Annotated in this window: 24 protein-coding genes and 1 other annotated feature; of the genes, 17 read left to right on the forward strand and 7 right to left on the reverse strand. The window is 37.9% G+C overall.

Features of this window, described 5'->3' with window-relative positions; all coding sequences use genetic code 11:
• Nucleotides 1-248 precede the first annotated feature (248 nt).
• The 3 genes from OMU_RS11505 to OMU_RS11515 form a co-directional block, all read right to left on the reverse strand.
• A complete protein-coding gene (locus OMU_RS11505) occupies nt 249-521 on the reverse strand; it encodes a hypothetical protein (RefSeq protein WP_016180080.1) in 273 nt (90 codons plus the stop codon).
• 216 nt (nt 522-737) lie between these two features.
• Nucleotides 738-2,075, reverse strand: a complete 1,338-nt coding sequence (locus OMU_RS11510; protein WP_016180081.1) for a DUF1576 domain-containing protein — start codon at nt 2,073-2,075, stop codon at nt 738-740.
• A gap of 14 nt (nt 2,076-2,089) precedes the next feature.
• On the reverse strand, nt 2,090-2,854 hold the full coding sequence (locus OMU_RS11515; RefSeq protein WP_016180082.1) for a DeoR/GlpR family DNA-binding transcription regulator: 765 nt from the start codon (nt 2,852-2,854) through the stop codon (nt 2,090-2,092).
• A gap of 260 nt (nt 2,855-3,114) precedes the next feature.
• On the opposite strand from OMU_RS11515, the gene OMU_RS11520 reads away from it, so the two are divergent.
• From OMU_RS11520 to OMU_RS11535, 4 genes are all read left to right on the forward strand, one after another.
• The gene (locus OMU_RS11520) at nt 3,115-3,615 is read left to right on the forward strand and encodes a MarR family winged helix-turn-helix transcriptional regulator (protein WP_016180083.1); all 501 of its coding nucleotides are present in this window, start codon (nt 3,115-3,117) and stop codon (nt 3,613-3,615) included.
• Between the two features lies 1 nt (nt 3,616).
• Complete coding sequence (locus OMU_RS11525; RefSeq protein WP_016180084.1) at nt 3,617-4,123, forward strand: flavodoxin domain-containing protein; 507 nt, start codon at nt 3,617-3,619, stop codon at nt 4,121-4,123.
• 46 nt (nt 4,124-4,169) lie between these two features.
• Nucleotides 4,170-4,538 carry an FMN-binding protein gene (locus OMU_RS11530; RefSeq protein WP_016180085.1) on the forward strand — a complete coding sequence of 123 codons (369 nt, stop codon included), beginning with the start codon at nt 4,170-4,172 and terminating at the stop codon, nt 4,536-4,538.
• A gap of 371 nt (nt 4,539-4,909) precedes the next feature.
• Nucleotides 4,910-6,259, forward strand: coding sequence for an MATE family efflux transporter (locus tag OMU_RS11535; RefSeq protein WP_016180086.1), 1,350 nt, complete (start codon nt 4,910-4,912; stop codon nt 6,257-6,259).
• 71 nt (nt 6,260-6,330) lie between these two features.
• On the opposite strand, the gene OMU_RS11540 is transcribed toward OMU_RS11535, so the two are convergent.
• Nucleotides 6,331-7,038: a GntR family transcriptional regulator gene (locus OMU_RS11540; protein WP_016180087.1), complete on the reverse strand. Its 708-nt coding sequence runs from the start codon at nt 7,036-7,038 to the stop codon at nt 6,331-6,333.
• A gap of 167 nt (nt 7,039-7,205) precedes the next feature.
• On the opposite strand from OMU_RS11540, the gene OMU_RS11545 reads away from it, so the two are divergent.
• From OMU_RS11545 to OMU_RS11595, 11 genes are all read left to right on the forward strand, one after another.
• Complete coding sequence (locus OMU_RS11545; RefSeq protein WP_016180088.1) at nt 7,206-8,189, forward strand: hypothetical protein; 984 nt, start codon at nt 7,206-7,208, stop codon at nt 8,187-8,189.
• Between the two features lie 416 nt (nt 8,190-8,605).
• The gene (locus tag OMU_RS11550; RefSeq protein WP_016180089.1) at nt 8,606-9,025 is read left to right on the forward strand and encodes a PTS sugar transporter subunit IIA; all 420 of its coding nucleotides are present in this window, start codon (nt 8,606-8,608) and stop codon (nt 9,023-9,025) included.
• Nucleotides 9,022-9,492 carry a PTS sugar transporter subunit IIB gene (locus tag OMU_RS11555; RefSeq protein WP_016180090.1) on the forward strand — a complete coding sequence of 157 codons (471 nt, stop codon included), beginning with the start codon at nt 9,022-9,024 and terminating at the stop codon, nt 9,490-9,492. The genes OMU_RS11550 and OMU_RS11555 overlap by 4 nt, the downstream gene beginning before the upstream one ends.
• A 14-nt stretch (nt 9,493-9,506) precedes the next feature.
• The gene (locus OMU_RS11560; protein ID WP_016180091.1) at nt 9,507-10,295 is read left to right on the forward strand and encodes a PTS mannose/fructose/sorbose/N-acetylgalactosamine transporter subunit IIC; all 789 of its coding nucleotides are present in this window, start codon (nt 9,507-9,509) and stop codon (nt 10,293-10,295) included.
• A 15-nt stretch (nt 10,296-10,310) separates the two neighbouring features.
• On the forward strand, nt 10,311-11,126 hold the full coding sequence (locus OMU_RS11565; RefSeq protein ID WP_016180092.1) for a PTS system mannose/fructose/sorbose family transporter subunit IID: 816 nt from the start codon (nt 10,311-10,313) through the stop codon (nt 11,124-11,126).
• Nucleotides 11,127-11,217: 91 nt separating this feature from the next.
• Nucleotides 11,218-12,195 (forward strand): SIS domain-containing protein, encoded by a 978-nt coding sequence (locus OMU_RS11570; protein ID WP_016180093.1) that lies wholly within the window; start codon nt 11,218-11,220, stop codon nt 12,193-12,195.
• 135 nt (nt 12,196-12,330) lie between these two features.
• Complete coding sequence (locus tag OMU_RS11575; RefSeq protein WP_016180094.1) at nt 12,331-15,060, forward strand: sigma-54-dependent transcriptional regulator; 2,730 nt, start codon at nt 12,331-12,333, stop codon at nt 15,058-15,060.
• A 9-nt stretch (nt 15,061-15,069) separates the two neighbouring features.
• Entirely contained in the window at nt 15,070-15,702 is a 633-nt protein-coding gene (locus OMU_RS11580) for an HAD family hydrolase (RefSeq protein WP_016180095.1), read from the forward strand.
• 90 nt (nt 15,703-15,792) lie between these two features.
• Nucleotides 15,793-16,025, forward strand: a binding site (T-box leader).
• Between the two features lie 72 nt (nt 16,026-16,097).
• Nucleotides 16,098-16,913, forward strand: coding sequence for a MetQ/NlpA family ABC transporter substrate-binding protein (locus OMU_RS11585; protein ID WP_016180096.1), 816 nt, complete (start codon nt 16,098-16,100; stop codon nt 16,911-16,913).
• A gap of 19 nt (nt 16,914-16,932) precedes the next feature.
• A complete protein-coding gene (gene msrA, locus OMU_RS11590; protein ID WP_016180097.1) occupies nt 16,933-17,439 on the forward strand; it encodes a peptide-methionine (S)-S-oxide reductase MsrA in 507 nt (168 codons plus the stop codon).
• A 104-nt stretch (nt 17,440-17,543) separates the two neighbouring features.
• The gene (locus OMU_RS11595) at nt 17,544-17,951 is read left to right on the forward strand and encodes an SRPBCC family protein (RefSeq protein WP_016180098.1); all 408 of its coding nucleotides are present in this window, start codon (nt 17,544-17,546) and stop codon (nt 17,949-17,951) included.
• Between the two features lie 100 nt (nt 17,952-18,051).
• Here OMU_RS11595 and OMU_RS11600 read toward each other — a convergent pair whose 3' ends face one another.
• A complete protein-coding gene (locus OMU_RS11600; RefSeq protein WP_016180099.1) occupies nt 18,052-18,723 on the reverse strand; it encodes a Crp/Fnr family transcriptional regulator in 672 nt (223 codons plus the stop codon).
• A 324-nt stretch (nt 18,724-19,047) separates the two neighbouring features.
• Here OMU_RS11600 and nox point away from each other — a divergent pair, with 324 nt between their 5' ends.
• Entirely contained in the window at nt 19,048-20,379 is a 1,332-nt protein-coding gene (nox, locus tag OMU_RS11605; protein ID WP_016180100.1) for a H2O-forming NADH oxidase, read from the forward strand.
• 44 nt (nt 20,380-20,423) lie between these two features.
• On the opposite strand, the gene OMU_RS11610 is transcribed toward nox, so the two are convergent.
• Nucleotides 20,424-20,963: a GNAT family N-acetyltransferase gene (locus tag OMU_RS11610; RefSeq protein ID WP_016180101.1), complete on the reverse strand. Its 540-nt coding sequence runs from the start codon at nt 20,961-20,963 to the stop codon at nt 20,424-20,426.
• A 279-nt stretch (nt 20,964-21,242) separates the two neighbouring features.
• Here OMU_RS11610 and OMU_RS11615 point away from each other — a divergent pair, with 279 nt between their 5' ends.
• Complete coding sequence (locus OMU_RS11615; protein ID WP_016180102.1) at nt 21,243-21,731, forward strand: TIR domain-containing protein; 489 nt, start codon at nt 21,243-21,245, stop codon at nt 21,729-21,731.
• A gap of 172 nt (nt 21,732-21,903) precedes the next feature.
• On the opposite strand, the gene OMU_RS11620 is transcribed toward OMU_RS11615, so the two are convergent.
• Nucleotides 21,904-22,284, reverse strand: coding sequence for a PH domain-containing protein (locus OMU_RS11620; protein WP_016180103.1), 381 nt, complete (start codon nt 22,282-22,284; stop codon nt 21,904-21,906).
• Nucleotides 22,285-22,707: the final 423 nt, after the last annotated feature.

Below are 22,707 nucleotides of genomic sequence, written 5' to 3' on the forward strand. Positions count from 1 at the left end.
AAAAAATAAATGTTTATCTGTTAATCCGAGTAATTTTCTAGTATGATTATCCATTGAGAGACTCCTTTGGTAGGGTGACGTTTTGGTCGACTAAATTTTACCAAAAGTGAGTCTCTTTTTGAGTTGAAACGAAGAAAAAAGTGTTAGTAGAAAATCGCCTTCGATTTTCCACCAACACAAAATATTATAGAACCTAAAAAAACACGTTCTCACTTTGGCTGAGAGCGTGTTTTTTTGATCAGTGAGTATTAGTTTGTTTCAAAGATTCGCGGGATAATTGTATCGATTCGCAACAATTCATCCTCAGAAAGCGTCTTTCCATCTTTTTTCCAGACATTGATTCGACGCTGCTCTTTTTCTAGAGTGTAGTTTTCTGTCACATATTTTGCTCGCGGATTATTCAGCAGTTCTTTAATAAATTGAGCACGCAATTGGCTAAGCGTCAGCCCATGCTCTCCTTGTTTTAAAAAAGGTGATTCATAGTGGTAAACACGTTGGTCAGTTGAAACTGTTCCTCGCATAGTAGTCCTCTTTTCTAAGTCTATTAGTTCTATTTTAGCAGTGTTTCAGATAATAAAAAATAGCTTTCTTGAAGTTCGTGAAAGTAGTTATTTTGGTTAAATTAATTTAATTTATTGAATTAAAGGATTAATGGTCGGCTATTTACGTGCCAATTCAAAAAAGCTTTCCAAAGATAAAGTTCTTTTTCAATAAACTTTTTTTTAGAAAGCCAGCGATTAATCATCCTTAATCGTTGTAATTTTGAAAAGAAAGGTTTGAGAAAATGCCAGAAATCTGGCAATCAATTTTTTCTCAATCTCGATAATTCGAAGATGCCAAGTTTGAAAATAGGCTTTGATTTTGCTGTGCTTATAAAACTGCACTCGAACAAAGTCCATTAACAAAACAGTGATGCCGCCAGCAAAACCACAATTATACAAATTGATTCCAGCAGTAAGATAGTGTGTGTTACGAGTAATCAATGAAAAGATCGCACCAGAAAGCGTGCCTGTTACCAACCCATATTTACGAGTCATCGGAGAAAGTGTGCTGGCAAAAAGCATAATCACAATATTATTCGTTGTCGCGGTATCTTGATAGAAGAATAGCCCAGTTAGGAACACACCAAATGCAGGGAAAAAGAAGTAGCGAAATTTGAAGTTATACATACTAAAGCCGGCGAAAGTCAAAATAGCTCCCACTAGAATCCCGCTTAAAGGGACTTTTAAAATTAGAGTAAAGATCACAGCTAGATAGCCGTAAAGTGAAAAGCGGGCGATTTTCTTTAAATCCAAAAGCAAATGCTTCGTTCGGGTGATGTTTCGTTTATAAAAGGACAAAAAGATAAGAAATGGGACAGTGAATAAAGCAACTAAAAAGGAAAGTAACGCGTAGTGATGATCAAAGGAAAGGGCGTGAGGCACGATTTTTATTGCTAAAACGTTCCTCGTGGCCAAGTTTCCAAGAACCCCAATGAAGCCAGCGGAAAAGCCCATGTTATAAAGGTTTAACTCTTTGGTGTGGACCTTTAAAAATTCGAAGATCGGCAGAATTGTGTAGCCGATAAATAACCCCGCTGCCAAGGCTATGAACGTATTTGAAATGAAAAAATGATCCGGCGCACAATAAATCGTGCTAACAATAGGCGAGAGGCAAGTACTTAAGAGGCCCATGACCAATAAATCCTGTCTGTCAGAATGATGAATTCGCGAATACAGCAGGCATCCTAAAATGATCGGCGCAGAGTTGATGATGTTTTTTCCGAAAAATGAAAAACCAGAAAGCATCATAATGACTGAAACAGTCAAGGAACAAAAATGGTGTTTATGCTTTCGCAAAAGGAACAGGCTGCTTAAGGTTAATAGTCCGCTGTTTAAAAATGCGGGTCCAACTCCTGCGATATGGACATAATCTGTAATCAAATTACTGGAAGACTTTATGATCCGCAGCATTCCCATAGTCAGTTCATTCGGGCTAGCAAGAAAAAATGCAGATAGCGTAAGCGCCAATCCATAAGAAAGCAAAAAAATAAAAATAATATTTGTCGAAAATAACACGTGTTTTGTTTTTTCCAAAGCTTCACACTCCTTTAGTTGACCTGAACGACTGTTACACCCATTTTTCGAATCTCTTCTAACATTTCTTCGGAACTAAATTGATCGGTGATGAAATAATCAAACGCGGAGATATCACACATTTTAACCTTCGAGGTTACTCCGACTTTCCGATGATCAGCCACAAGAATTTTACATCTGGTGGCGCGTTTGATCATTATCTCGTTAATCGTCGCTTCGCTCATGGTCTTGGTTGTAACCCCATTTTCTAAATCTATGCCACTGCAGCCGACAACACAGACATCCGCATTGATGACAGACAAGGTGTTGATAGCAACATCGCCGACTAGCGCTTCTTTTGGATAACGCATTTCTCCGCCGGTCAGGACGTAATTGTAATTGGCATGGTGTTGGGAATAATTGATTTTCAAGTTATTGGTTATGACTGTTAAATGATCGACATGTAAAAAATCAATCGTCTTTAACGCGGTCGAGCTGACATTAATGAAGATCGTGTCACAATCATGAATAAATTTGCTAGCCTCCTTGGCGAGTGCCTGTTTGATGCGAACGGGACCTGAATGATCGTCATCAGGCTTATTCTCATAATTAAACATGCAGTAGCCAAACTTGCGAATAATATCGTTTTTTTCTTCTAGTAAATGCAAGTCACGTCTGACTGTACTGAGGGAAACATCCAAAGCTTCGGCTAACTCCAAAGTAGTCATGTGTTCCTTCTTTTCCAGAATATCTAAAATATCTTTATGGCGTTTATCGATGTTCATGATCGAGTTTTTCATTAAAAAGCCTCCTATATAAACCCTTCAAATAGCGAACCAATGAAAAGAAAGCGGTTTTATATGAGTTTATTATACATTTTTTAATGGTGAAAAGACATAAAAAGTCATAAAAAATCATTCAAGTATATAAATTTTTCGGGTGCTAAGATCGAATAGAGCGAAAAAGAAGTTAAGACTTAAGACCTATAGCAGCGACTATATTTTTCCGTTAGAATATAGGTAACAAGTTACTTATATTTAAAGTTATCGAGGTGGTCCACATGAACATTGAAAGTTTAACAGAAGCCTACAAAAGCGGGCGTGATAATCAACAGCGAGCGATTTTTGCTAGTTTATTCATTTTGGGTAATCGCCTGCAAACATCCTTCGACAAAGTAGATCCAGTCATAACAGTGAAGCAGTTCATGGTGCTGATCATGGTCAAACAGGTGCCAGAAAAGACCTTGGATTTGACCAGCTGCGGGGAGCTTTTGGGATGTTCAAGACAAAATATCAAAAAGCTGGCGGTTGCCTTGGAAAAGAAAGAACTAATCACGATCAGTCGAAATAAAAAAGACAGACGAAGAACGGATTTGTGCCTGACAGAAAAAGGAGAATCTTACTTTCAGTTAGTCGCAAAGCTGCATGACGAGGCCCTTCATTCGATTTTTGAAGGTTACTCTGATGATGAATTAACGAATTTTTTTATCATTTTAATGAAATTGTACTCAGGTGTCGAAAATCTGGAAGAATTAGCGGCAAAAAAACAGGGAGGAAACTAGTATGAACACGATTGTGATTTATGCAACAAAAAAAGGAAGTTCAGAATTATATGCGAAGACCTTTGCGAAAAATAACAAGTATCAGATTTTTAAGCAGGAACAGGTTTCTTCAGAAGAGCTGGCAAAGGCAGATGAAGTTTATTATTTCGGCAGTGTCTATGCTGGAAAAGTAATAGGTTTAGAAGAACTGAAAAAGAAACTATCTGGTAATAGTCATTTGACAATCATTTCTGTTGGCTTGACAGCAGTCAAGGATCAGGAAAAATTAGCTGAAATTCGTGAGGGTGTTTCCAAGGAGTTTCCTCAGGCGAGCTTTTACCATCTAAGAGGGCGGTTAATCAAGCAGCAGCTAAATATGCCGGAAAAAATCATTTTAAAAATGATTAGTAAAAGCAGCAAGAAGAAACCTATTCAGGAGAAATTGGAGATTGAAAAAGCAATTGAACAAGCAGTGGATGAGGGAAGTGTCGATTGTATCGATTTGTCTGAATTAGAGAAGATTGGGTAACTGTTAAAAAGCAGAAGGGATTGATGGAGTTATAGGAAAACGAATAATGATTATTTTAGTTGTTGCCATTTTACTCGTGGTTTGTGTGAAAGTAGGCGCTGATTTTTTGACGAAGCGTACATTGAAGAAAGTTAAAATCAATGAAGTGCCGATTTCTCAAGTAGCAGATGGAGAATATGTGGGAGAAGCACAAATCAAACCTGTTTCAGCAAAGGTTAACGTGCAGGTTGAGAACGGGAAGATCACCGATATTGAAATCAAAGATCATATGACTGGTTTAGGAAAGAACGGTGAGAAAATTATTGATCAGATTATTAATAAACAGAGCTTGGACGTTGACGCAATCAGCGGTGCGACCCAAAGCAGCGTCACAATTACGAAGGCTGTCGAAAACGCACTGACACAAGAAAATTAATTTTTCTCTATCTTTTTTCTCCATGTTGAATTTGGTTCTATTGCTAGATATAATAGATGTATCAAATAGGAAAGCAGTCGATTGATATGTTCTATATCATTTACAATAAAGTGTGCATTGAAATTTGCTCCGCACAATCGAATACGATGAAACATTGTACGGAGCCTAATCGAAATAAATCTTCATCAGTCAGCTAGAGTGATCAGAAATTAGCTAATTTCTGGTTTATTCAAGATGTCTGCAAGATTTTACAAGGCCATTGACAGTGTTTTTGTCAATGGCCTTTTTTTGCAATTTCATGTGCGTAAAGAAGGCCATGTCATCGGTGACCTTCTTTTATTTTTTGTAAAAAAAATAAAAGGGATGAGAACATGAGTAATTTTCATGATTTAACAACAGGCAGTGTCACAAAACAATTAATTCGTTTTGCGATTCCACTTTTTTTAGCTAATCTATTGCAATCACTCTATAATATCGCTGATATGCTGGTGGTTGGAAGGATTGTTGGAAGTACGGGCGTAGCCGCAATTAGTAATGCGTCCTCCTTAGTTTTTATTGTCAATGCGATTTGCATGGGGATTACAATGGGAGGCACCGTGCTAATTGCTCAATATCGAGGTGCGAAGGATGAGCTTAGACAAAAAAAGACAATTGGAACAATTTACGCTATGACGGCAGTTGTTGCTATCCTAATCACCTGTGCGGGTATTTTCTTTTATAAGCAGATCCTAACCTGGATGAATGTTCCAAAGGAGGCCTATCAAGACGCCTGTGATTACATGATGGTGATTTTTATCGGAACTATTTTTGTGTTCGGTTATAATGCCACCTGCTCGATTTTGCGAGGCTTCGGCGATTCACGGAGTCCGCTGTACTTTGTCATGATCGCAGCGGGAATAAATGTCTTGTTAGATTATTTATTGGTAGGCGTATTCAGTTTTGGTACTGTCGGAGCGGCTTATGCGACGATTGTCTCGCAAGCCATTTCGTTTGGTATTGCGATTCTTTATTTAAGAAGACAGAATTTTATTTTTGAATTTCAACTATCAAGTTTTAGGATTGAAAAAGCCATTTTATTAAAACTTGTACAGGTGAGTTTGCCAACAGCGATCCAAATGACCGTAGTTAATATTTCGTATTTACTGATTGCAGTCATGATCAATAAGTACGGAGTAGTCATTGCCGCAGCAGCGGGAATCGGTTTGAAGATCAATACCTTTGCTGGCATGCCTTGTTGGGCAATCGGTCAAGCAGTAACGACAATGGTTGGCCAAAATATGGGGGCGAAGCTTTTAAAGCGAACTAAGAAAATAGTACAGATTGGATTTTTCGCAAGCATTCTTGTTTCTTTGATAGCTATTTTGTTCATTCAAGTATTTGCTGAACCGCTGATTCGCTTATTTGATCCAGAAAATCAAGCGGTACTAAAGGCGGGCGTTGTATATTTGAGAATCTGTTGCTGTTGGAATAGTTTGTTTTATGCAACGATGTACAACTTTGATTCTTTTGCAGTGGGGGTTGGATTTGCCAATCTTGGCATGATTAACGCACTGTTAGATGCATTGGTCATTCGTTTACCGCTGTGTTGGTTTTTAGGAACACTGCTGGAGTTTGGTGTTAGAGGGATTTACTGGGCACAAGCACTATCACCGATTATTCCGGCTTGTATCGGAATGCTCTACTTCTTCAGTAGAAAGTGGCAGCAACGAAAACTAATTTAAAAAAATAGCGTGTCTGCTTCTGCTGATCAGAAACAGACACGCTATTTTTGTTGGCCAAAGAATCATGTGCGTTACAAATAATACTTAAACAGGTCTGGTAAATCCACACGAACAAGTTCTTCGGAAGCTAGCACCAGTTGATTTTTCGTATCATAGACGGTCCCCTTATGCTGAATCACTGATAGGCCGCTTTGAACATTGAATAACGCTGCTTGCTGATCCGTTAATTGTTTGATACCCACTTGGTTCATTCCTTTAACTTTTGGCTCTATTTCATGCTTTGCCAGTGCTTCATAAAGCGATCCGGAAAGGTCACATTCATGTAAAAATGTAAAATCTGTAGGTAAATAATTTTTTTCCAGCATGATTGCCACCCCATCGACCTTACGAAGACGCTCGACCATAATACTTTTGTCTGAGCCAAAAAGAGTAGTAAAATCCGCTGGGACAAGCGTTTCTTTCACTGCAAGTACTTCTGAAGTAAGCTTTTTTCCCTGATCAAGACAAACTTGAGTCAAGGATAAGCTTTTCTGCATTTCCTGATTCTGATTTTTTACAAAGGTTCCTTTTCCTTGAAGGCGGGTTAAATAACCTTCCTCCACCAACTCATCAATCGCTTTTCGTACTGTAATTCGACTGACATGAAAGCTCTTTTGAAATTGCGCTTCAGAAAGGAGCTTATCTCCTGCGACCAACTCTTTTTCCTTAATCTGTTGAAGAATCGCTTCTTTAATCTGTAAGTAGAGTGGTTTATGTTCATCAATTATCTTTCGAACCATTGCTACACCGCCTTTTTCTCAATTATAAGCAAAAAATCATAATAGTTCAACTATAGGACAAGTTTTATAATCAGTTCTATACATGTATTGACTTGTATCTTTACTTGTATTAAACTCATCGTGTCGATAGGCAGATAAGTATTTTGATAATGAAAGGAAGAAACAGAATGGAAATCAAAGAAATGATCCAAACGATTCATGAAGAGAAGCAATCAATCGGAGGCATCCAACAGGTGATTTGGTTAGCGGCAGGAGGAAGCTATGGCGGTTTTTATCCAGGGCATTATTTCTTAGATCAGGAATCTACGAAATTGCGTTCGAAAAATGTCACCAGCAATGAATTTGTCAAAGCACCGCCAGCCTTTGTTAATGAAACAACTTTGGCAGTTGTTTGCTCTATGCGGGGAACTCCAGAAACGATTGAAGCAGCCAAGGTGGCGAAAAAGCTCGGTGCAGCAACAATTGCGTTGTATATTGATGAATCTGAATTAACCGAGGTTTGTGACTATAAGATTCATTATGATTCTGTTGCGGTGGATGAGAGTGATTTTTCTAAGACAAATGCTGCTTATGGGTTGAAGCTAGCTATGACAGTGATGGACGTTGTGGAGGGCTACGAGCACATGACTACTGCCATGAAGAGTTTTGAAGAAATCGACGCGCTTTACAAACAAGCGGTCAAGGATATTCGGACAAAAGCAATCAAATGGGCGCTTCAAAATCGCGACTCTAAATCCATTCATGTCATGGGTAGTGGTGCCGCATATGGAGCAGCCTACATTTTCTCGATTTGCAATATTATGGAAATGCTGCAAATTGATTCACCAACCGTCAATAGCTGTGATTTCTTCCATGGACCTTTTGAAGTGATCAATGAAGAAACCTCTGTTTTTCTTCTAATTGGAGAAGGCGGTAGTCGACCAAACGATGAACGGGCGGCGCGCTTTTTACGAGAGTTTGGCGGAAAGAAAGTCTTCGTATTAGACTCACAGGAGCTAGGATTAAGTCACATTGATCCAAAGGTTTCAGAGCATTTTAATCACCTGATCTTTTCTCCGATTTTAAATAATGTCTTCATGCGAGAACTTGCTTACCAAATAAAAAAAGATTACACCCAACGTACCTATATGTGGAAAGCCTCGTACAACTAGAAAAGAAGAGCTCAGCGAATCATAAATCGCTGAGCTTTTTTATTTCATCGTCCTCTTTTTGGAACAATTATAATAGTAGAAAAGCATCTCCTCTCGCATTGTTGGGAAACTTCAAAAACAATTCTCTCGAAGACTACTTTATCATTTCTCCAAAAAAACGTTCATCAACACTCTCTCCACACAATCTCTAAAAGTCCTCCGTAAGTGTTGGGAGAGGCTGGAGATCTTTATGATAGAAGCATTTATAGGCTATAACAAAAGTTGGCACGCCAGTTGCTTATATAAAAGTGAGAACAGTTATAAGAATGTCAGTTCAACTTCTCGTAGTTCGTGAAGAAGGCCATTTGGTAAAAAGGTTGAGTACTCTCCAACAAGAAACGACATTCGCAACGAACGATTAAGTAGGAGGATAGGGAATGAACAAGATTATTTTAGCCAGTCACGGAGATTTTTCACAGGGATTAAAACAAACATCATCGATGATCATCGGAGATGAAGGCAACATCTTTGCTTTGTCCGCATTTCGTGATGAAGATGAGCCAATTAAACGTCAGGTAGAACATCTACTTGAAAAAATCGGGTATGAGGATGTCTATATTTTAACGGACATTTTTGGAGGGAGTGTGAATAATGATTTGTTAGCGATCCAACAAGAACATCCAGAAGTTCATTTGTTTGCAGGGATGAATCTACCACTGGTAATTTCAATTGCCACACAATCTGGGAAGATCACTTCAGAACAAATGAACATGATTCTTGAGGAAAGTCGTCAAGGAATGATTGACTGCAAACAATTATTAACAGCAAAAATAAATACTGGAGGTGACGATTTATGATTAAGCTAGTACGAATTGATTATCGGCTGCTACACGGACAGGTGGTTTTTTCTTGGACCAAATCGCAAGGAATCAATCGCATCATCGTGATCAATAACGAAGCAGCGACAGACGAGTTCAAAAAAATGTCATTGAACTTGGCGAAACCCACAGGTGTGAAGTTAAACATTTTCACAGTTGAGGAAGCTCTCTCTAAAATGGCGAAAGTGGAAACATTGAAGGAAAATATTATGTTGATTTTTGGCAACACGAAAGAAACACTCGCTTTTTGCGAAGCTTACCCGAAAATCAAAGAAATCAATTATGGCGGGATACCTAAGACCAATGACGGAAAGCAATTTGGCAGTGCGATTTTCTTGAATGAGGAAGAGCAGATGGAAGCAAAAAAATTGAAGGAGATGGGAGTCAAGCAGTATATGCAGCAGATACCAACTTCTAAATCAGAGGATTTAAATAAATTAATTTAAAAGGAGGGCTTTAAATGTTGGTTCAATCAATAGTTTTAGGATTGATTGGTGTGTTCGTCATGTTGGATTCCCGTTTATTGGGCCGGTTGAACTTCGAACGTCCCTTGATTGTTGGGACTTTGGTGGGTTTAGCATTAGGGGATTTGGAGAAAGGATTACTGGTTGGTGCATCGATCGAATTGATTTCTTTAGGGGTTGTTCAGGTCGGAGCAGCCGTCCCTGCAGATATGACATTAGGAGCAGTTATCGCAACAGCTTTTGCAATTTTATCTGGTTCAAATGCGGAGACAGCTTTGACAATTGCCATTCCAATCGCTATTTTAGGACAACTATTAGGGATTTTGATGCGAACAGTTTTGGCAAGTTTGACTCACCGAGCCGATGCACTAATTGAAGAAGGCAAGTTTAAGCGAGTCCAGCATATTCACATTGTCTGGGGAACCATTCTTTACTCACTAATGTATTTTGTTCCGATCTTCCTAGCGATTTACTTTGGAACAGACCTAGTAAAATCAATCGTTGACGCGATTCCAGAATGGATCACTGATGGATTGAACTTAGCAAGTAAGTTACTGCCAGCTTACGGGTTTGCTTTATTGCTGCAAACAATGTTGTCTAAGAAAATGATGCCGTTTTTGGTTTTGGGCTTCTTGATTACTGCTTATTCAGGCTTAGGAATTACTGGTGTAGCCTTATTTGCGGGAATCGTGGCCTTTGTCATGTATCAAATTGAAGCAAATAAATCTGGCGGCAGCGGTGGCAGCGGACCGGATCAAGAACCAGATGCACTGGACGATCTATAAAAGGAGGGTAACAAAATGGCACAAGAAAAAGATCAAAACCGTCGTAAATATTGGCAATTTTTCTGGCGCTCATGGGCAATCCAGGATTCATGGAATTATGAGCGTGCGATGAATATGGGATTTCTTTATGGAATAGCTCCAACCTTAGACCGGATCTATAAAGACCCAAAGGATGATGCGTTGAAGAAGGAAGCCTATCAACGGCATATGTTGTATTACAATTGTACACCGCAAACCAGTGCATTTGTTTTAGGGCTAACAGCGTCAATGGAAGAACAATACTATGAAGATCAAGAAGGGTTCAATCCAGATACGATCAATTCAGTAAAAACCTCACTAATGGGGCCGTTATCTGGAATTGGAGATTCCTTTTTCCAAGGGACCGTTCGAGTTTTAGCCTTTGGTTTAGGAATTAATTTAGCACAACAGGGCAGTATTTTAGGTCCGATTTTAGCAATGGTCATCTCCTTTGTTCCTTCTTTTCTAGTGACTTATTATGGCGGGAAATTTGGCTATAATATGGGGAATAAATATTTGACTAAGTTATACGAAGGCGGATTGATGGACCGTGTGATGTATGTCTGCTCGATCATTGGTCTGATGGTTATCGGTGCAATGATTGCCAGTATGATCGGTATCACCACACCAATCAAATTTGGTAAAACCTTTGTGCTGCAAGATGTTTTAGACAGTATCATGCCGCAAATGCTGCCGTTTGCATTAACGATGTTCATGTATTGGCTGCTGCAAAAGAAAGTAAATACAAGTATCATGCTTTTGATCTGTATTGTCGGCGGTTTAATTTTAAGCGCTTTAGGGATTTTTGTTTAATCCGGTAGTTGGAACTGAATGATGAAGGTAGAAATACCGAATCGTTTGTTTCTCTAAATAAAAAAGAAAAAACTGAGGAGGAATTCAGAAAATGAATTCAACGATGGAAGCAAAAGAAATTATCAAAGAGATTGTAGGCAAGCATGAGGTAAAACACGTTGTTTTCGTCGGCTGTGGCGCATCAAAAGCAGATTTGTATCCAGCAAAATACTTTTTAGACCAAAATGCGAAACAATTACGCATTAGTCACTACACAGCCAACGAATTCAACTACGCGACACCTACTTCGATCGATGAGACCACAGTTGTGATCTCGGCTTCACTTGGAGGGGCAACTCCAGAAACAGTAGAAGCCAACGCGATTGCCAAAGATAAAGGTGCTACAGTTATTAGTTTAACACGAATAATTGACGCGCCGTTAACAAAAGATGCAGATTACGTCATTTATCATGGATTTGCTGAAAACTATGCGACAAAGCTTGAAAAAACGGGTTATTGCTTATTATTAGCTGTAGAGCTTCTAAACCAAGTTGAAGGCTATGAACATTATGACAAAATGATGGATGGCTTTGCTAAAATCTATGATTTGGCACAAGAAAGTGCGGAATCTGCTCGTAAGGCTGCAAAACAATTCGCACAACGCTTCAAAGACGAAAAAGTCATTTATATCATGAGCAGCGGTGCCACTCACGAAGTTGCTTACTCATCTTCTGTTTGCTTAATGATGGAAATGCAATGGATCAATTCAGGAACCTTCCATGCGGGCGAATTTTTCCACGGTCCATTTGAAATCGTCGATAAAGATGTCCCATTCATTTTATTGATGAACGATGGTAAGACTCGTGCGATTGATTCTCGTGCATTAGCTTTCTTAGATCGTTTTGATGCGAAAACGGAGGTTGTAGATGCATTAGATTATGGTTTGTCGGCTTTCATTGAAAAAGAAGTGTTAGATTATTTTAACCCATTCGTGATTACTGCCGTATTCAGAGTGTATGCGGAAGAACTGTCTTATGCCAGAGAACATCCGCTTACTAAACGCCGTTATATGTGGAAACTCTCTTATTAGTCGCAAACTAATTGGCGGAAAAACTGAGATATTTGTCTCGGTTTTTTCGCATTAAAAAAAGTAATCCTTATGATCAAAGAAATGCTTTACAATAGAAGCAAAGGTACAAGAAATCGATTAAAGCAGGTGATGAAAATGAAAAAGGAATTAGACGATTACTTATATGAACTTACCATGAATCTAAAGGCTGGCTCCGATGAACGTTTTTCGGCTTATCAAATCGCTGAGTCTCTGCAATTAAATCGAAGTACCATTAGCAGCTATTTGAATCAAGCATTTCGTGACGGAGAGCTAGTAAAAATCAAAAGTTATCCAGTTTTATTTTTACATAGAAAGGCCTTAGAGGATGCGTCTGTCCAAATTTCTAAAGTCGAATATGATTCACTAGAGGAACTATTTTCCCAGGACAAAGGAAGCGCGCTAGAAAAAATTATTGGTGCGAATGGAAGCTTGAAGGAAGCAATCGACCAAATAAAAACGGCCGTTTTGTATCCCCATCATGGTTTACCAATCTTACTGATGGGTGTGAGCGGATCTGGAAAGACTTTTTTAGCGGAAAAAATTTATGAATATGCCAAAGAACAACAGGTAATTGATGCGAAAGCACCATTTATCGCCTATAACTGTGCGCAGTATTATAACAATCCTGAGTTATTATCCTCGGCTTTGTTTGGACATACCAAAGGTGCTTTTACAGGTGCGGATCATGAGCACAGCGGATTGATCGAAAAAGCTGATGGGGGAATTCTCTTTTTAGATGAAGTTCATCGCCTATCAGAAGAAGGACAGGAAAAATTATTTACCTTCATGGATACTGGCGAGTTTTCTCCGATGGGTGATACAAGTATTCGGCGAAAGGTGAATGTCCGTTTAGTTTTCGCTACTACTGAAAATGTCTATTCCACCTTTTTGCCTACTTTTTTGAGGCGCTTGCCGGTAATTGTGACATTGCCTAAATTTCAAAATCGATCACAATCAGAACGCCTGCGTTTAATTGATTCTTTTTTCATTGCGGAGAGCAGCATTTTAGAAAAGGAGCTGCAGGTATCCTATCAAATGATCGATTTTTTATTGAATAGCGATCTGGAGGGAAATGTTGGGAAAATCAAGAATATCATTAAATATGCCTGTGGCAACGCCTATGTTCATCAGAAGAAAAATCAGACAATCACCGTGCGCTTAAAGGATCTGCCATTAGAATATAATCTGAAATTTAAAGAACAGTTCAGCAAACCAAAAAAGAAAATGTCTGATCGTACGTACCTGCCGAATACAGCACAGCAAACACACTTAGAAAGTAAGGAAACACAGCTCTTACGGATTTTTTTTGACGAGGTATTAAGTGACTTCAAAAGAGTCCAGCAAAAAGAGAGCCTGACGCAAGAATTCATCGATAATAATGTAGCACGAGTTACTCAAATGATGGATGAATTCATTTTTCAAGGTACTTATGAGAAGGAAGAATCGTTGTATTCCGTCCTGACCTACCATATTCGCCAAACACTGGACATGATGTATGAAAATTATGGCTTCGAACAGGATGGCAATCGCGTGGTTTCCTTAGCTAGTTATCTTTATTTAAAAGATAATACAGATATTTTAAGCAGTCATTATGAATGGCAGGAGCAAAAAAATGAACTGCTGGAATTTTTAGATTCCTTTTTGGAAACCCCTTTTTGGTATGCTAAGAAGTTGCTAACATATTTATCGCAGCAATTGGACCAGCAAATATTGGAAGAAGATATTGTATTTGTCACCTTCTATTTTTATAGCTTGCAGATCAGCGACCTGCCAAATGATGTGAAATGTATTGTCTTAGCTCATGGCTATTCAACAGCTAGCAGTTTAGCAAACGTGGTTAATCGAATGCTGGGAAAAAATGTCTTTCAAGCCTACGATATGCCGATTAATATTACTCTTGATAAGGTGGAGGCGCAGATTATTCGTTATATCAACGATTATCGGACTGATTCGGGATTGATCCTGTTAGTAGATATGGGCTCCTTTAATCAACTAGGAGAACGTTTGTCTAACCATATCAAAAGCCCGTTGGTAATTATTGATAACGTCAGTACCCCGCTTGTTCTGGAGGTGGGGCAGCATATCATCAGCGGCGATAGTGTGACCGAGGTTTATGAAGCGATTAATGTAGAGAATAGAATCCAGAAGCAGCTGATTATTCCTGAACTAAATAAGAAGAAAGCGATTATCACATGCTGTTATACTGGTATCGGAAGTGCGACACAAATCCAAGAAATCCTACTAAAATGTTTAGGGGATTCTGCGAAGGAATTAACCATTCTTCCCTATGACTATCATAAATTATCAGAGAATAAAATGTATGAAACACCTTTCCAGTTGTATGATGTATTAATGATTGTCGGCACAGAAAATCCTAAAATAAATCAGGTACCATATATCGGTCTGGATCAGCTGATAAATGGTGAGGCTGTTGGTGAATTCGCCGAGCTATTGCACGAACAGGTAGACATTGATAGTGAAGCCTTTAAAAATCAATTGATTTTCAACTTCTCAATCAATAAAATCGTCGAAAACTTAACGATCCTAGACGCCACTAAAGTCCTGCGTTTAGTCCAAAAGGCTGTGCAGGAATTGGAACGGTTGATGGCTATCGAGTTTTCAAACAATCAGCTATTTTTACTTTATATGCATTGCTGTTCCATGATCGAACGGATTTTACGCAAGGAAAGTGTCGATGAGCAGGCGGATATAGAGGAGTATGTGCAAAAGGAAGGACACAATATGGAGTTGATTCATCAAGCATTCCAAGAGGTCGAAAAGGAATATACAATTGAATTACCCTTATTAGAGCTTCGTTTATTAAATGACATTGTAAAGGATTAAGGTGAAGGTATGGATAAAGCAGTTATTTTTGATATGGATGGAGTATTGATCGATAGTGAGCCTTACTATTTTGAGCGACGAATGGACTTTTTTAAAGCGAAAGGAATTCAACCAGGTTCAGATAAATTTGAAGACTATGTTGGCAATTCTGAAAAACAAACCTGGAAGTTACTGGTTTCTGAAAATGAGACAAAACGTGAAAAACTTCATCAAGAATATCTTGAGTATAAAAAGCATCATGGTATTGATTTTAAAAAAGCTTTGAGAAGTTCGGTACCGCAAGTATTAACAAAACTATCAGAGAAGGGACTCTCAATTGGCTTGGCCTCTTCTTCTCCACGCAAAGAAATCAATCAAATGCTATCCGATTGCCAGCTTGAGAAATACTTTTCATTTACGATCAGTGGTGAAGAGGTGAAAGAAAGTAAGCCGAATCCAGAAATTTACACGATTAGTCGTAAAATGCTCAATTGTCCAGACTGTTTGGCGGTGGAGGATTCTACTTTAGGGATTGCTTCAGCTAAAGCCGCAGGTATTTACACGGTAGCTCTAAAACAAGCTTTCTTAATGGATCAACGAGAGGCAGATGTAGTAATTAATGAGCTAGAAGAACTTTTAAGCTTACCACAACTAATCAAGTAACTATAAAGAAATTCTCCAACAAAAAATGCTGGAGAATTTCTTATTTTGTTGCAAATCTAAATTTTTTATATTAGAATAACTTCAATCAATAATTACGCATTGAAGAGAAGAGTAGTTGATCGCGAAACGTTTAAAAGAGACCCTCAGCTGGTGAAAAGAGGGATCGTGGAAAATCAGTGAAGATGAGCTCTGAGCATTCAGTTTGTTCACGCAAGCTGTACGGGAAGCGACCGTTATATCGCCGGGTATGTCTGTACCGTTGAGGTATTATCTGCGAGGATAATACGAATAAGGGTGGTAACGCGAAAATATTCGTCCCTTTATTTATCAGTAATCTGGTAAATAAAGGGATGGATATTTTTTTATTTGTCAAAAATTAATAGGAGTGTGTCGATATGAAAAAGTTTAGTTTGGTTTTAATGATTTTGGGAAGTATCATATTTTTAACTGCTTGTGGTTCAAGCGCAGCAAAAACAACAAATAAAATCAAGATTGGCGCTTCGCCAACCCCCCACGCGGAAATTCTCGAACACATCAAACCAGAATTAAAAAAAGAGGGAATTGATTTAGAAATCGTCAAGTTCGATGACTATGTTCTACCTAATAAAGCATTAGAAAACGGCGACATTGATGCCAATTATTTTTCAACTGTTCCGTATTTTAATCTACAGAAAAAAGAAAACGGCTATAAATTTTCGAATGTAGGAGCAATCCATTTAGAACCTATGGGGATTTACTCACATAACATAAAAAAGGTCAGTGAGATACCGAACGGTGCAAAGGTGATTGTTTCGAATGTGCCTTCTGAATGGGGGCGGATTTTAACTATCTTTGCGAAAAACAAGTTGATAAAACTTAAATCAGGTGTGGCGATTGATCAAGCTTCTTTCGATGATATTATTGAAAATCCCAAAAATTTGGTCTTTGAACATACTGTTGATCCAACACTTTTAACGTCAGCGTATGAAAATAACGAAGGCGATCTAGTAGCGATCAACTCCAATTTCGCCTATGAAAAAGGTTTGAACCCAGTCAAAGATTCATTAATGATCGAACAAAACGACTCACCCTATGTCAATATTGTAGCTACGAGAACCGATGATAAGAATAAAAAAGAAATCAAAAAAATCGTAGAAGCATTACATGAACCCAAAGTCCAAAAATGGATCGAGAAAAAATGGGGCGGCTCAGTTGTCCCTGTCAACGAATAAGAAAGAATAGGTGATGTAAATGGAAAGAGCAATTTTTGCAGGTGGATGTTTCTGGTGTATGGTCAAACCTTTTGATAGTCTGCCAGGTATTGAGTCAGTTATTTCAGGTTATACCGGCGGAGAAACAGAAAATCCTAACTATTTGGAAGTAAAAAGCGGAAAAACTGGACATACAGAGGCAGTTGAAATTATTTTTGATCCTGAATTGATATCCTATGAAGAATTAGTAGAGATCTATTGGCAGCAAACCGATCCAACCGATGCATTTGGTCAGTTTGAAGATCGCGGAAGTAGCTATCGCCCAGTGATTTATTATTTTAATGAGCAGCAAAAGAAAGTCGCTGAAGCTAGTCGCACTGCTCTTCAAAATAGCGGACATTTTGACCAACCAATCGTGACTCAAATTGAGGAAGCCTCCACCTTTTATCCGGCAGAAGCAGAACATCAGGATTACTATCAAAGAAATCCAGAGAACTATCATAAAAATGCTGAGCGAAGAGAACAGTTCATTAAAGAGTTCTGGTAAAATTTTTTCCACTCCTTTTTAGAAAAGCTCGTCATTTTGGACACAGATTGAGAGGTTCTTTTCTTTCAAAAAAGTTAAAATGAACTGAGAAGGGGTGGATAATCATGGTGAAAACAACAATTGAAGCTGTCTTTAATGAACCGATTGAAACCATTTGGCATATTGTAACAGACTTGACGAACGCAGATTGGCGAAGTGATCTTAGTAGAATTGAGGTTTTAGAAGATAAAAAGGAGTTTATTGAATATACGAATCAAGGCTTTCCCACAAAATTTGTAATAACTGCATTTGAACCACTAAAACTCTACGTTTTTACAATGGAGAATGAGAATATCAGCGGAAAATGGGTTGGAGAGTTTCAATTATTGTCAAAGACAAAGACTAAAATTCATTTCCTTGAGGATGTATCTCCAAAAAAAATTTATATGAGGCCTTTTGTGAAAAGCTATTTAACTAAGCAGCAAAAACGATATGTAGATGATTTGACTAATTATTTAGCAAATAAAGAATAAGCAATGTTTTTTGAAGAATAGCTCGCAATAAAATACTGAAAAATAGTAGTGAATAAGCCATTCGACTCATAACAGGAGAGACGAATGGCTTATTTTTTTATCAGTGATTCTTTGTAAAATATTCCGCTTCTGATGAGCGCTTAACCAGTTGTTCTTTATCAAGTATTTGGAATCTGCGTTTTTCTCGTTTTAAAATAGCGTCATCACATAGTTTATTCAACAGACGAAGCAAATGACGATAGCTAATCCCAATCGTGGCGGCCACATCAGTCAAATTATCAAAGAAGTAATTTTTATAGGCTCCCTGTAAAATATAAGTACAAAGACGCTGCTCTCCAGAATAAAGAGCATTTGAAGTGTAATTGTAAGAACTGCTGATCAGGTTTTCTGATAATCCTTTTGCTAGTGTAGTCATAAAGGTCAGATTTTGAAACATTGAATCTTGATTGTCTTGAAAGGGAACAATAATACACTCAAAGGCTGAAAGAGTGATAACCGATGCGGTCGCGTAAGTGGTATCGGACATCAGTTCAACATCACCAATCAATCCGCTAGAAAGATAATAGGCTAAGACCAAGTCTTTTCCACTAGGAGCACTAGTACACACCTTTGCTTTTCCAGAAACAACGATCATAATGTATTTATACTCCACACCTTGAGCAAAAATAGTTTCTCCTGAACTGAACTTTCGGACTGTACAGACAGATTGGTGATCTAATAAGCCATATTTATCCAGTAAATCAAGGTGGTGCTTTTCCAAGTCAGTCTCCATTTATTTCGCCTCGTTTCCTTCACATTAAAAAGATTACATTCTCATTTTACTATGAATCTTGTCTTAAAGCTGTAAAAGAAAAATACTATTCAAAAATCTGATAGAACTAAGCAATCCTCTCTTTTCGTATTTTTCATGATAAGAAAAGGCATTCTAAGAGAGTAATTTTCTGTTGTTAAAAGGAGAGTTTAGCGTTCCGTATCAAGATTAATACTTTTTTGAAAATTATTTTAAATTATTTGCATTTTTTTAAAACTCATTCGTGAAGTATGTTACAATCATTATTGTAATGTAAACACTTTCAACTATTAGGAGGTAGAATGAATGACAAAAACAGTAATCGTAGGTACAAACCATGCTGGAATTGCAGCAGCTAACACACTTTTGGATAACTTTCCAGATCAAGAAGTGGTAATGATTGACCGCAACGACAATCTTAGTTATTTAGGCTGTGGAACAGCGTTGTGGGTAGGACGTCAGATTGATTCTTATGAGGGCTTATTCTATACGAAACGTGAAGACTTTGAAAGTAAAGGCGCACGAATTTCAATGGAAACAACCGTAGATCGAATTGACTATGATAAAAAAGAGGTCCATTGTTTAACGAAATCAGGCGATTTCTTTGTTGAAAGCTACGATAAATTGATTTTAGCAACAGGATCTGTACCAATTTCTCCCGAGGTACCTGGGCGCGATTTAGAAAATATTCATTTCTTAAAACGTTTCCAAGATGGGAAAGCTGTTGATGAAATTTTAAGCGCAGATAATATTCAAAATGTTGCAGTAATCGGGGCAGGCTATATCGGTGTAGAAATAGCTGAGGCAGCTAAGCGTCGCGGTAAAAATGTATTACTTTTTGATGCGATGAAGCGCTCATTACCGAGTTATTATGATAAATGGTTTACTGATGATATGGATACGATTTTAAGCGAGCACGGAATTGACCTGCACTTTGGGGAATTAGCTAAAGAATATAAAGGCGAAGTAAAAGTTGAATCAATCGTAACAGATAAAGGCGAATACAGTGTTGACCTAGTGATCAATGCGATTGGCTTCTTACCAAATAACGAACTGGGAAAAGACCATTTAGAACTATTTAAAAACGGTGCTTATTTGGTCGACCTTCACCAGCAAACTAGTGATCCGAATGTCTATGCTGTAGGCGATTGTGCAACAATTTATTCCAATGCCTTACAAGACACAACCTATATCGCACTAGCAACAAATGCTGTACGTTCGGGTATTGTGGCTGGTTATAATGTTGGAGGAGTGGCGCTAGAATCGACCGGCGTACAGGGCTCAAATGGAATCTCAATTTTCGGCTTGCATATGGTTTCAACGGGCTTGTCAGTAGAAGCAGCGGCTAAAAATGGCATTGCTGTGAAGTATACAGACTTTGAAGATCTGCAACGGCCAGGATTTATGAAACAAAATGCAAAAGTTAAAATACGGATTGTCTATGAAGAAAGTTCTCGAAGAGTTGTGGGAGCGCAGTTGTCATCAACTGAGGATATTTCAGGAGTGATTCATATGTTCTCACTTGCTATCGAAGAGCAAGTAACTATCGATAAGTTGAAACTATTGGATATTTTCTTCTTGCCACACTTTAATCAGCCATACAATTACATCACAATGGCTGCATTAAGCGCAGAATAAAAATACAGAAAAGGAGTCATTGTTCAGACAATGACTCCTTTTTACTAATCTGCATTTTTCAAGATATCCAATATTTTCTGATAATTTTGATTTTGAAATATTTCATAGTTCAATTTTTTGTATAGTTTAACTGCATGATGACTCCAGGTTTGAGTATTCAAGTAAAGATCCTGACCTGGATAATATTCATGAAGAAGCTCAGTGACACGAATCGTCAAGGCTTTAGCTAAACCCTTTCGCTGTTCTTCAGGTACTACACCTAACCAGTGAAGTCGCGGTGAGTGATCTTCAGTCCACCAAGCTGTAAAAGTAGCAACTTTCACTCCCTGAGGATTCTCTATAAAGAGCATCCGCTTTTTTAATTCCTCTGGATAAGGTGCAAAGGAGCGTTGAAAATATTCAGCGGCGGCTTTTTCGGTTTCGAACTCTAACACAGCCGTTTCAATCCGACACCAATCTTTTTCATCGCCAGGCTGATGAAAGACGATCCGATAGCCGTCAGGTAATTGGATTTTAGGTAGTGATGGGGCATTTGACGGGCGAAACATGGTAAATGGAATAAAAGGTACAGACTTATCCAACATAACAAGACCTCCAGTTTTTTCTCAATAAAATCGTATCATGTAGGGATAGTAAAAGCTAGCTTGATTTTAGCTAATTATGAATGTTACTCAAACGTCTGTTTTCCATAAAAACTTCTATTATAAAAAAAATGGAGACATAGAGACGAATCTCTATTATATAATGAAATGAGAAATCAGCTTGTAGGTTTGTCAGTGGTTGTCACAAAGAATAATTTGTTTTGTGAGGATGAACATCTAATAGGATTTTTGAGCAATGAAAAAGTTAGGGAGGTAAAATTTATGGCAAAAAGGGTTTTCTTTAGTTTTTATTATGAAAACGATCTATCTAGGGCGTTGGTGGTTAAAAACAACTGGGCTTTGAAGGAGAATGAAGAATCTGGGTTTATTAGCAACTCAGAGTTTGAGCGAATGAAACGGGATGGTGATGAGGCTATCGAACGCTGGATCGACAAACAAATTGCTGGAACATCCGTGACCGTTGTTTTGATTGGAAGCGAAACATTAGATTCTAAATATGTTCAATATGCAATAAAAAAAAGTTACGAACTAGGAAATTCGATTATAGCTTTAAAAATCGGCAAAATTAAAAATTTAAGCCAGCAAACGTCCATCAGTCAATCAGTAGTAAAAATAGTTGGAAAAAAGAACAATGGGGAATTACTTTGGTTTGATGAAATCATTGATAAAGAATATGACTACATCAAAAACGACGGCTATAACAATCTTGAGAAATGGATTAATGAGGTCGATAAGGTAAAAGAAAGATAAGGAGCACTTGGATACAGTTTTCTAGATTTTGAAATGGCACTCGCTGATGACTTGAAAAAAGGAGACTATGAAAGCGAATGGAAAAATTAAAGGGGAAAAATAAAGCTGCAACGCTTGGAGAGAATAAAAGGACAAGATATTGAACAGATCGTTCAGTTCTTGTCCTTTTCATTTATTTTGACAATGCTAAAGCCAATGCCTTTTGGATCGCCACAATATTTTTGTCTTTTCTAAATTGAATAGTCTCAGCAGGTAACTCAGCACTAGATATCCAAATTTTTAATTCGGCATCTAGATCAAAGTGACCGCTTGTTTCGACTGAAAAGCGTGAAATCGAACGATAAGGAATAGATTTGTACTCTGCCTTTTTACCAGTCACACCTTGTTTATCCACTAAAATCAAACGGAAATCTGTAAAGACAATCAAATCCCGAACTAGTTTAAAAGCCAAAGAAACCGTCTCTCCTGATATTAAAACATCCTCTAACTTTTTTTCAACTGCTTTATTGTCATGTTGACTAGCATTTCCCATTAAACCATCAAAAATACTCATAGATAGATTCCCTTCTTTCTCTGATTGAATAAGTTCATTCTAGCTGATTTTTAACAGAAAGACTATCGAAAGCGTACAATCGAATAATCATTCCTTCACAAAAATAGTTTTTGTTCTTTTTTGACTTAAATTTCCTTGCTAAACATATATTGTTTCGTTATACTCGGTAGGGAAAAGAACTCAGTTATAAAATGGATTCAGGAGGTGTTCTCATGTTTAAAAACTATCAGCGGTGACTATGATCTCAATCGTTACTTAGAGTTTCTAAGCAAGTAGAACAATTGAATTTCCTCCCAGAACCTTTTTTTGCGTTGCATTGAAAGGGTTATTCCGCCTACAATTAATTAGTGCTTAGGAGGAAACATACTTATTAAGTATGTTTTTTTGTTGTGCTTAAAAGATCAGTAAACTGTTGTTGAAAAC

It is taken from the genome of Enterococcus avium ATCC 14025, from assembly GCF_000406965.1.
Classification (GTDB): Bacteria; Bacillota; Bacilli; order Lactobacillales; family Enterococcaceae; genus Enterococcus_A; species Enterococcus_A avium.

What these genes read in the sequence shown, in the direction of transcription:
- OMU_RS11620 (WP_016180103.1), bottom strand. Translation starts at nt 22,284, where the DNA reads ATGAGTATTTTTGATGGTTTAATGGGAAATGCTAGTCAACATGACAAT.
- OMU_RS11610 (WP_016180101.1), bottom strand. Translation starts at nt 20,963, where the DNA reads ATGTTGGATAAGTCTGTACCTTTTATTCCATTTACCATGTTTCGCCCG.
- OMU_RS11535 (WP_016180086.1), top strand. Translation starts at nt 4,910, where the DNA reads ATGAGTAATTTTCATGATTTAACAACAGGCAGTGTCACAAAACAATTA.
- OMU_RS11520 (WP_016180083.1), top strand. Translation starts at nt 3,115, where the DNA reads ATGAACATTGAAAGTTTAACAGAAGCCTACAAAAGCGGGCGTGATAAT.
- nox (WP_016180100.1), top strand. Translation starts at nt 19,048, where the DNA reads ATGACAAAAACAGTAATCGTAGGTACAAACCATGCTGGAATTGCAGCA.
- OMU_RS11515 (WP_016180082.1), bottom strand. Translation starts at nt 2,854, where the DNA reads ATGAAAAACTCGATCATGAACATCGATAAACGCCATAAAGATATTTTA.
- OMU_RS11615 (WP_016180102.1), top strand. Translation starts at nt 21,243, where the DNA reads ATGGCAAAAAGGGTTTTCTTTAGTTTTTATTATGAAAACGATCTATCT.
- OMU_RS11530 (WP_016180085.1), top strand. Translation starts at nt 4,170, where the DNA reads ATGATTATTTTAGTTGTTGCCATTTTACTCGTGGTTTGTGTGAAAGTA.
- OMU_RS11570 (WP_016180093.1), top strand. Translation starts at nt 11,218, where the DNA reads ATGAATTCAACGATGGAAGCAAAAGAAATTATCAAAGAGATTGTAGGC.
- OMU_RS11525 (WP_016180084.1), top strand. Translation starts at nt 3,617, where the DNA reads ATGAACACGATTGTGATTTATGCAACAAAAAAAGGAAGTTCAGAATTA.
- msrA (WP_016180097.1), top strand. Translation starts at nt 16,933, where the DNA reads ATGGAAAGAGCAATTTTTGCAGGTGGATGTTTCTGGTGTATGGTCAAA.
- OMU_RS11555 (WP_016180090.1), top strand. Translation starts at nt 9,022, where the DNA reads ATGATTAAGCTAGTACGAATTGATTATCGGCTGCTACACGGACAGGTG.
- OMU_RS11600 (WP_016180099.1), bottom strand. Translation starts at nt 18,723, where the DNA reads ATGGAGACTGACTTGGAAAAGCACCACCTTGATTTACTGGATAAATAT.
- OMU_RS11585 (WP_016180096.1), top strand. Translation starts at nt 16,098, where the DNA reads ATGAAAAAGTTTAGTTTGGTTTTAATGATTTTGGGAAGTATCATATTT.
- OMU_RS11545 (WP_016180088.1), top strand. Translation starts at nt 7,206, where the DNA reads ATGGAAATCAAAGAAATGATCCAAACGATTCATGAAGAGAAGCAATCA.
- OMU_RS11575 (WP_016180094.1), top strand. Translation starts at nt 12,331, where the DNA reads ATGAAAAAGGAATTAGACGATTACTTATATGAACTTACCATGAATCTA.
- OMU_RS11550 (WP_016180089.1), top strand. Translation starts at nt 8,606, where the DNA reads ATGAACAAGATTATTTTAGCCAGTCACGGAGATTTTTCACAGGGATTA.
- OMU_RS11580 (WP_016180095.1), top strand. Translation starts at nt 15,070, where the DNA reads ATGGATAAAGCAGTTATTTTTGATATGGATGGAGTATTGATCGATAGT.
- OMU_RS11565 (WP_016180092.1), top strand. Translation starts at nt 10,311, where the DNA reads ATGGCACAAGAAAAAGATCAAAACCGTCGTAAATATTGGCAATTTTTC.
- OMU_RS11595 (WP_016180098.1), top strand. Translation starts at nt 17,544, where the DNA reads ATGGTGAAAACAACAATTGAAGCTGTCTTTAATGAACCGATTGAAACC.
- OMU_RS11560 (WP_016180091.1), top strand. Translation starts at nt 9,507, where the DNA reads ATGTTGGTTCAATCAATAGTTTTAGGATTGATTGGTGTGTTCGTCATG.
- OMU_RS11540 (WP_016180087.1), bottom strand. Translation starts at nt 7,038, where the DNA reads ATGGTTCGAAAGATAATTGATGAACATAAACCACTCTACTTACAGATT.
- OMU_RS11505 (WP_016180080.1), bottom strand. Translation starts at nt 521, where the DNA reads ATGCGAGGAACAGTTTCAACTGACCAACGTGTTTACCACTATGAATCA.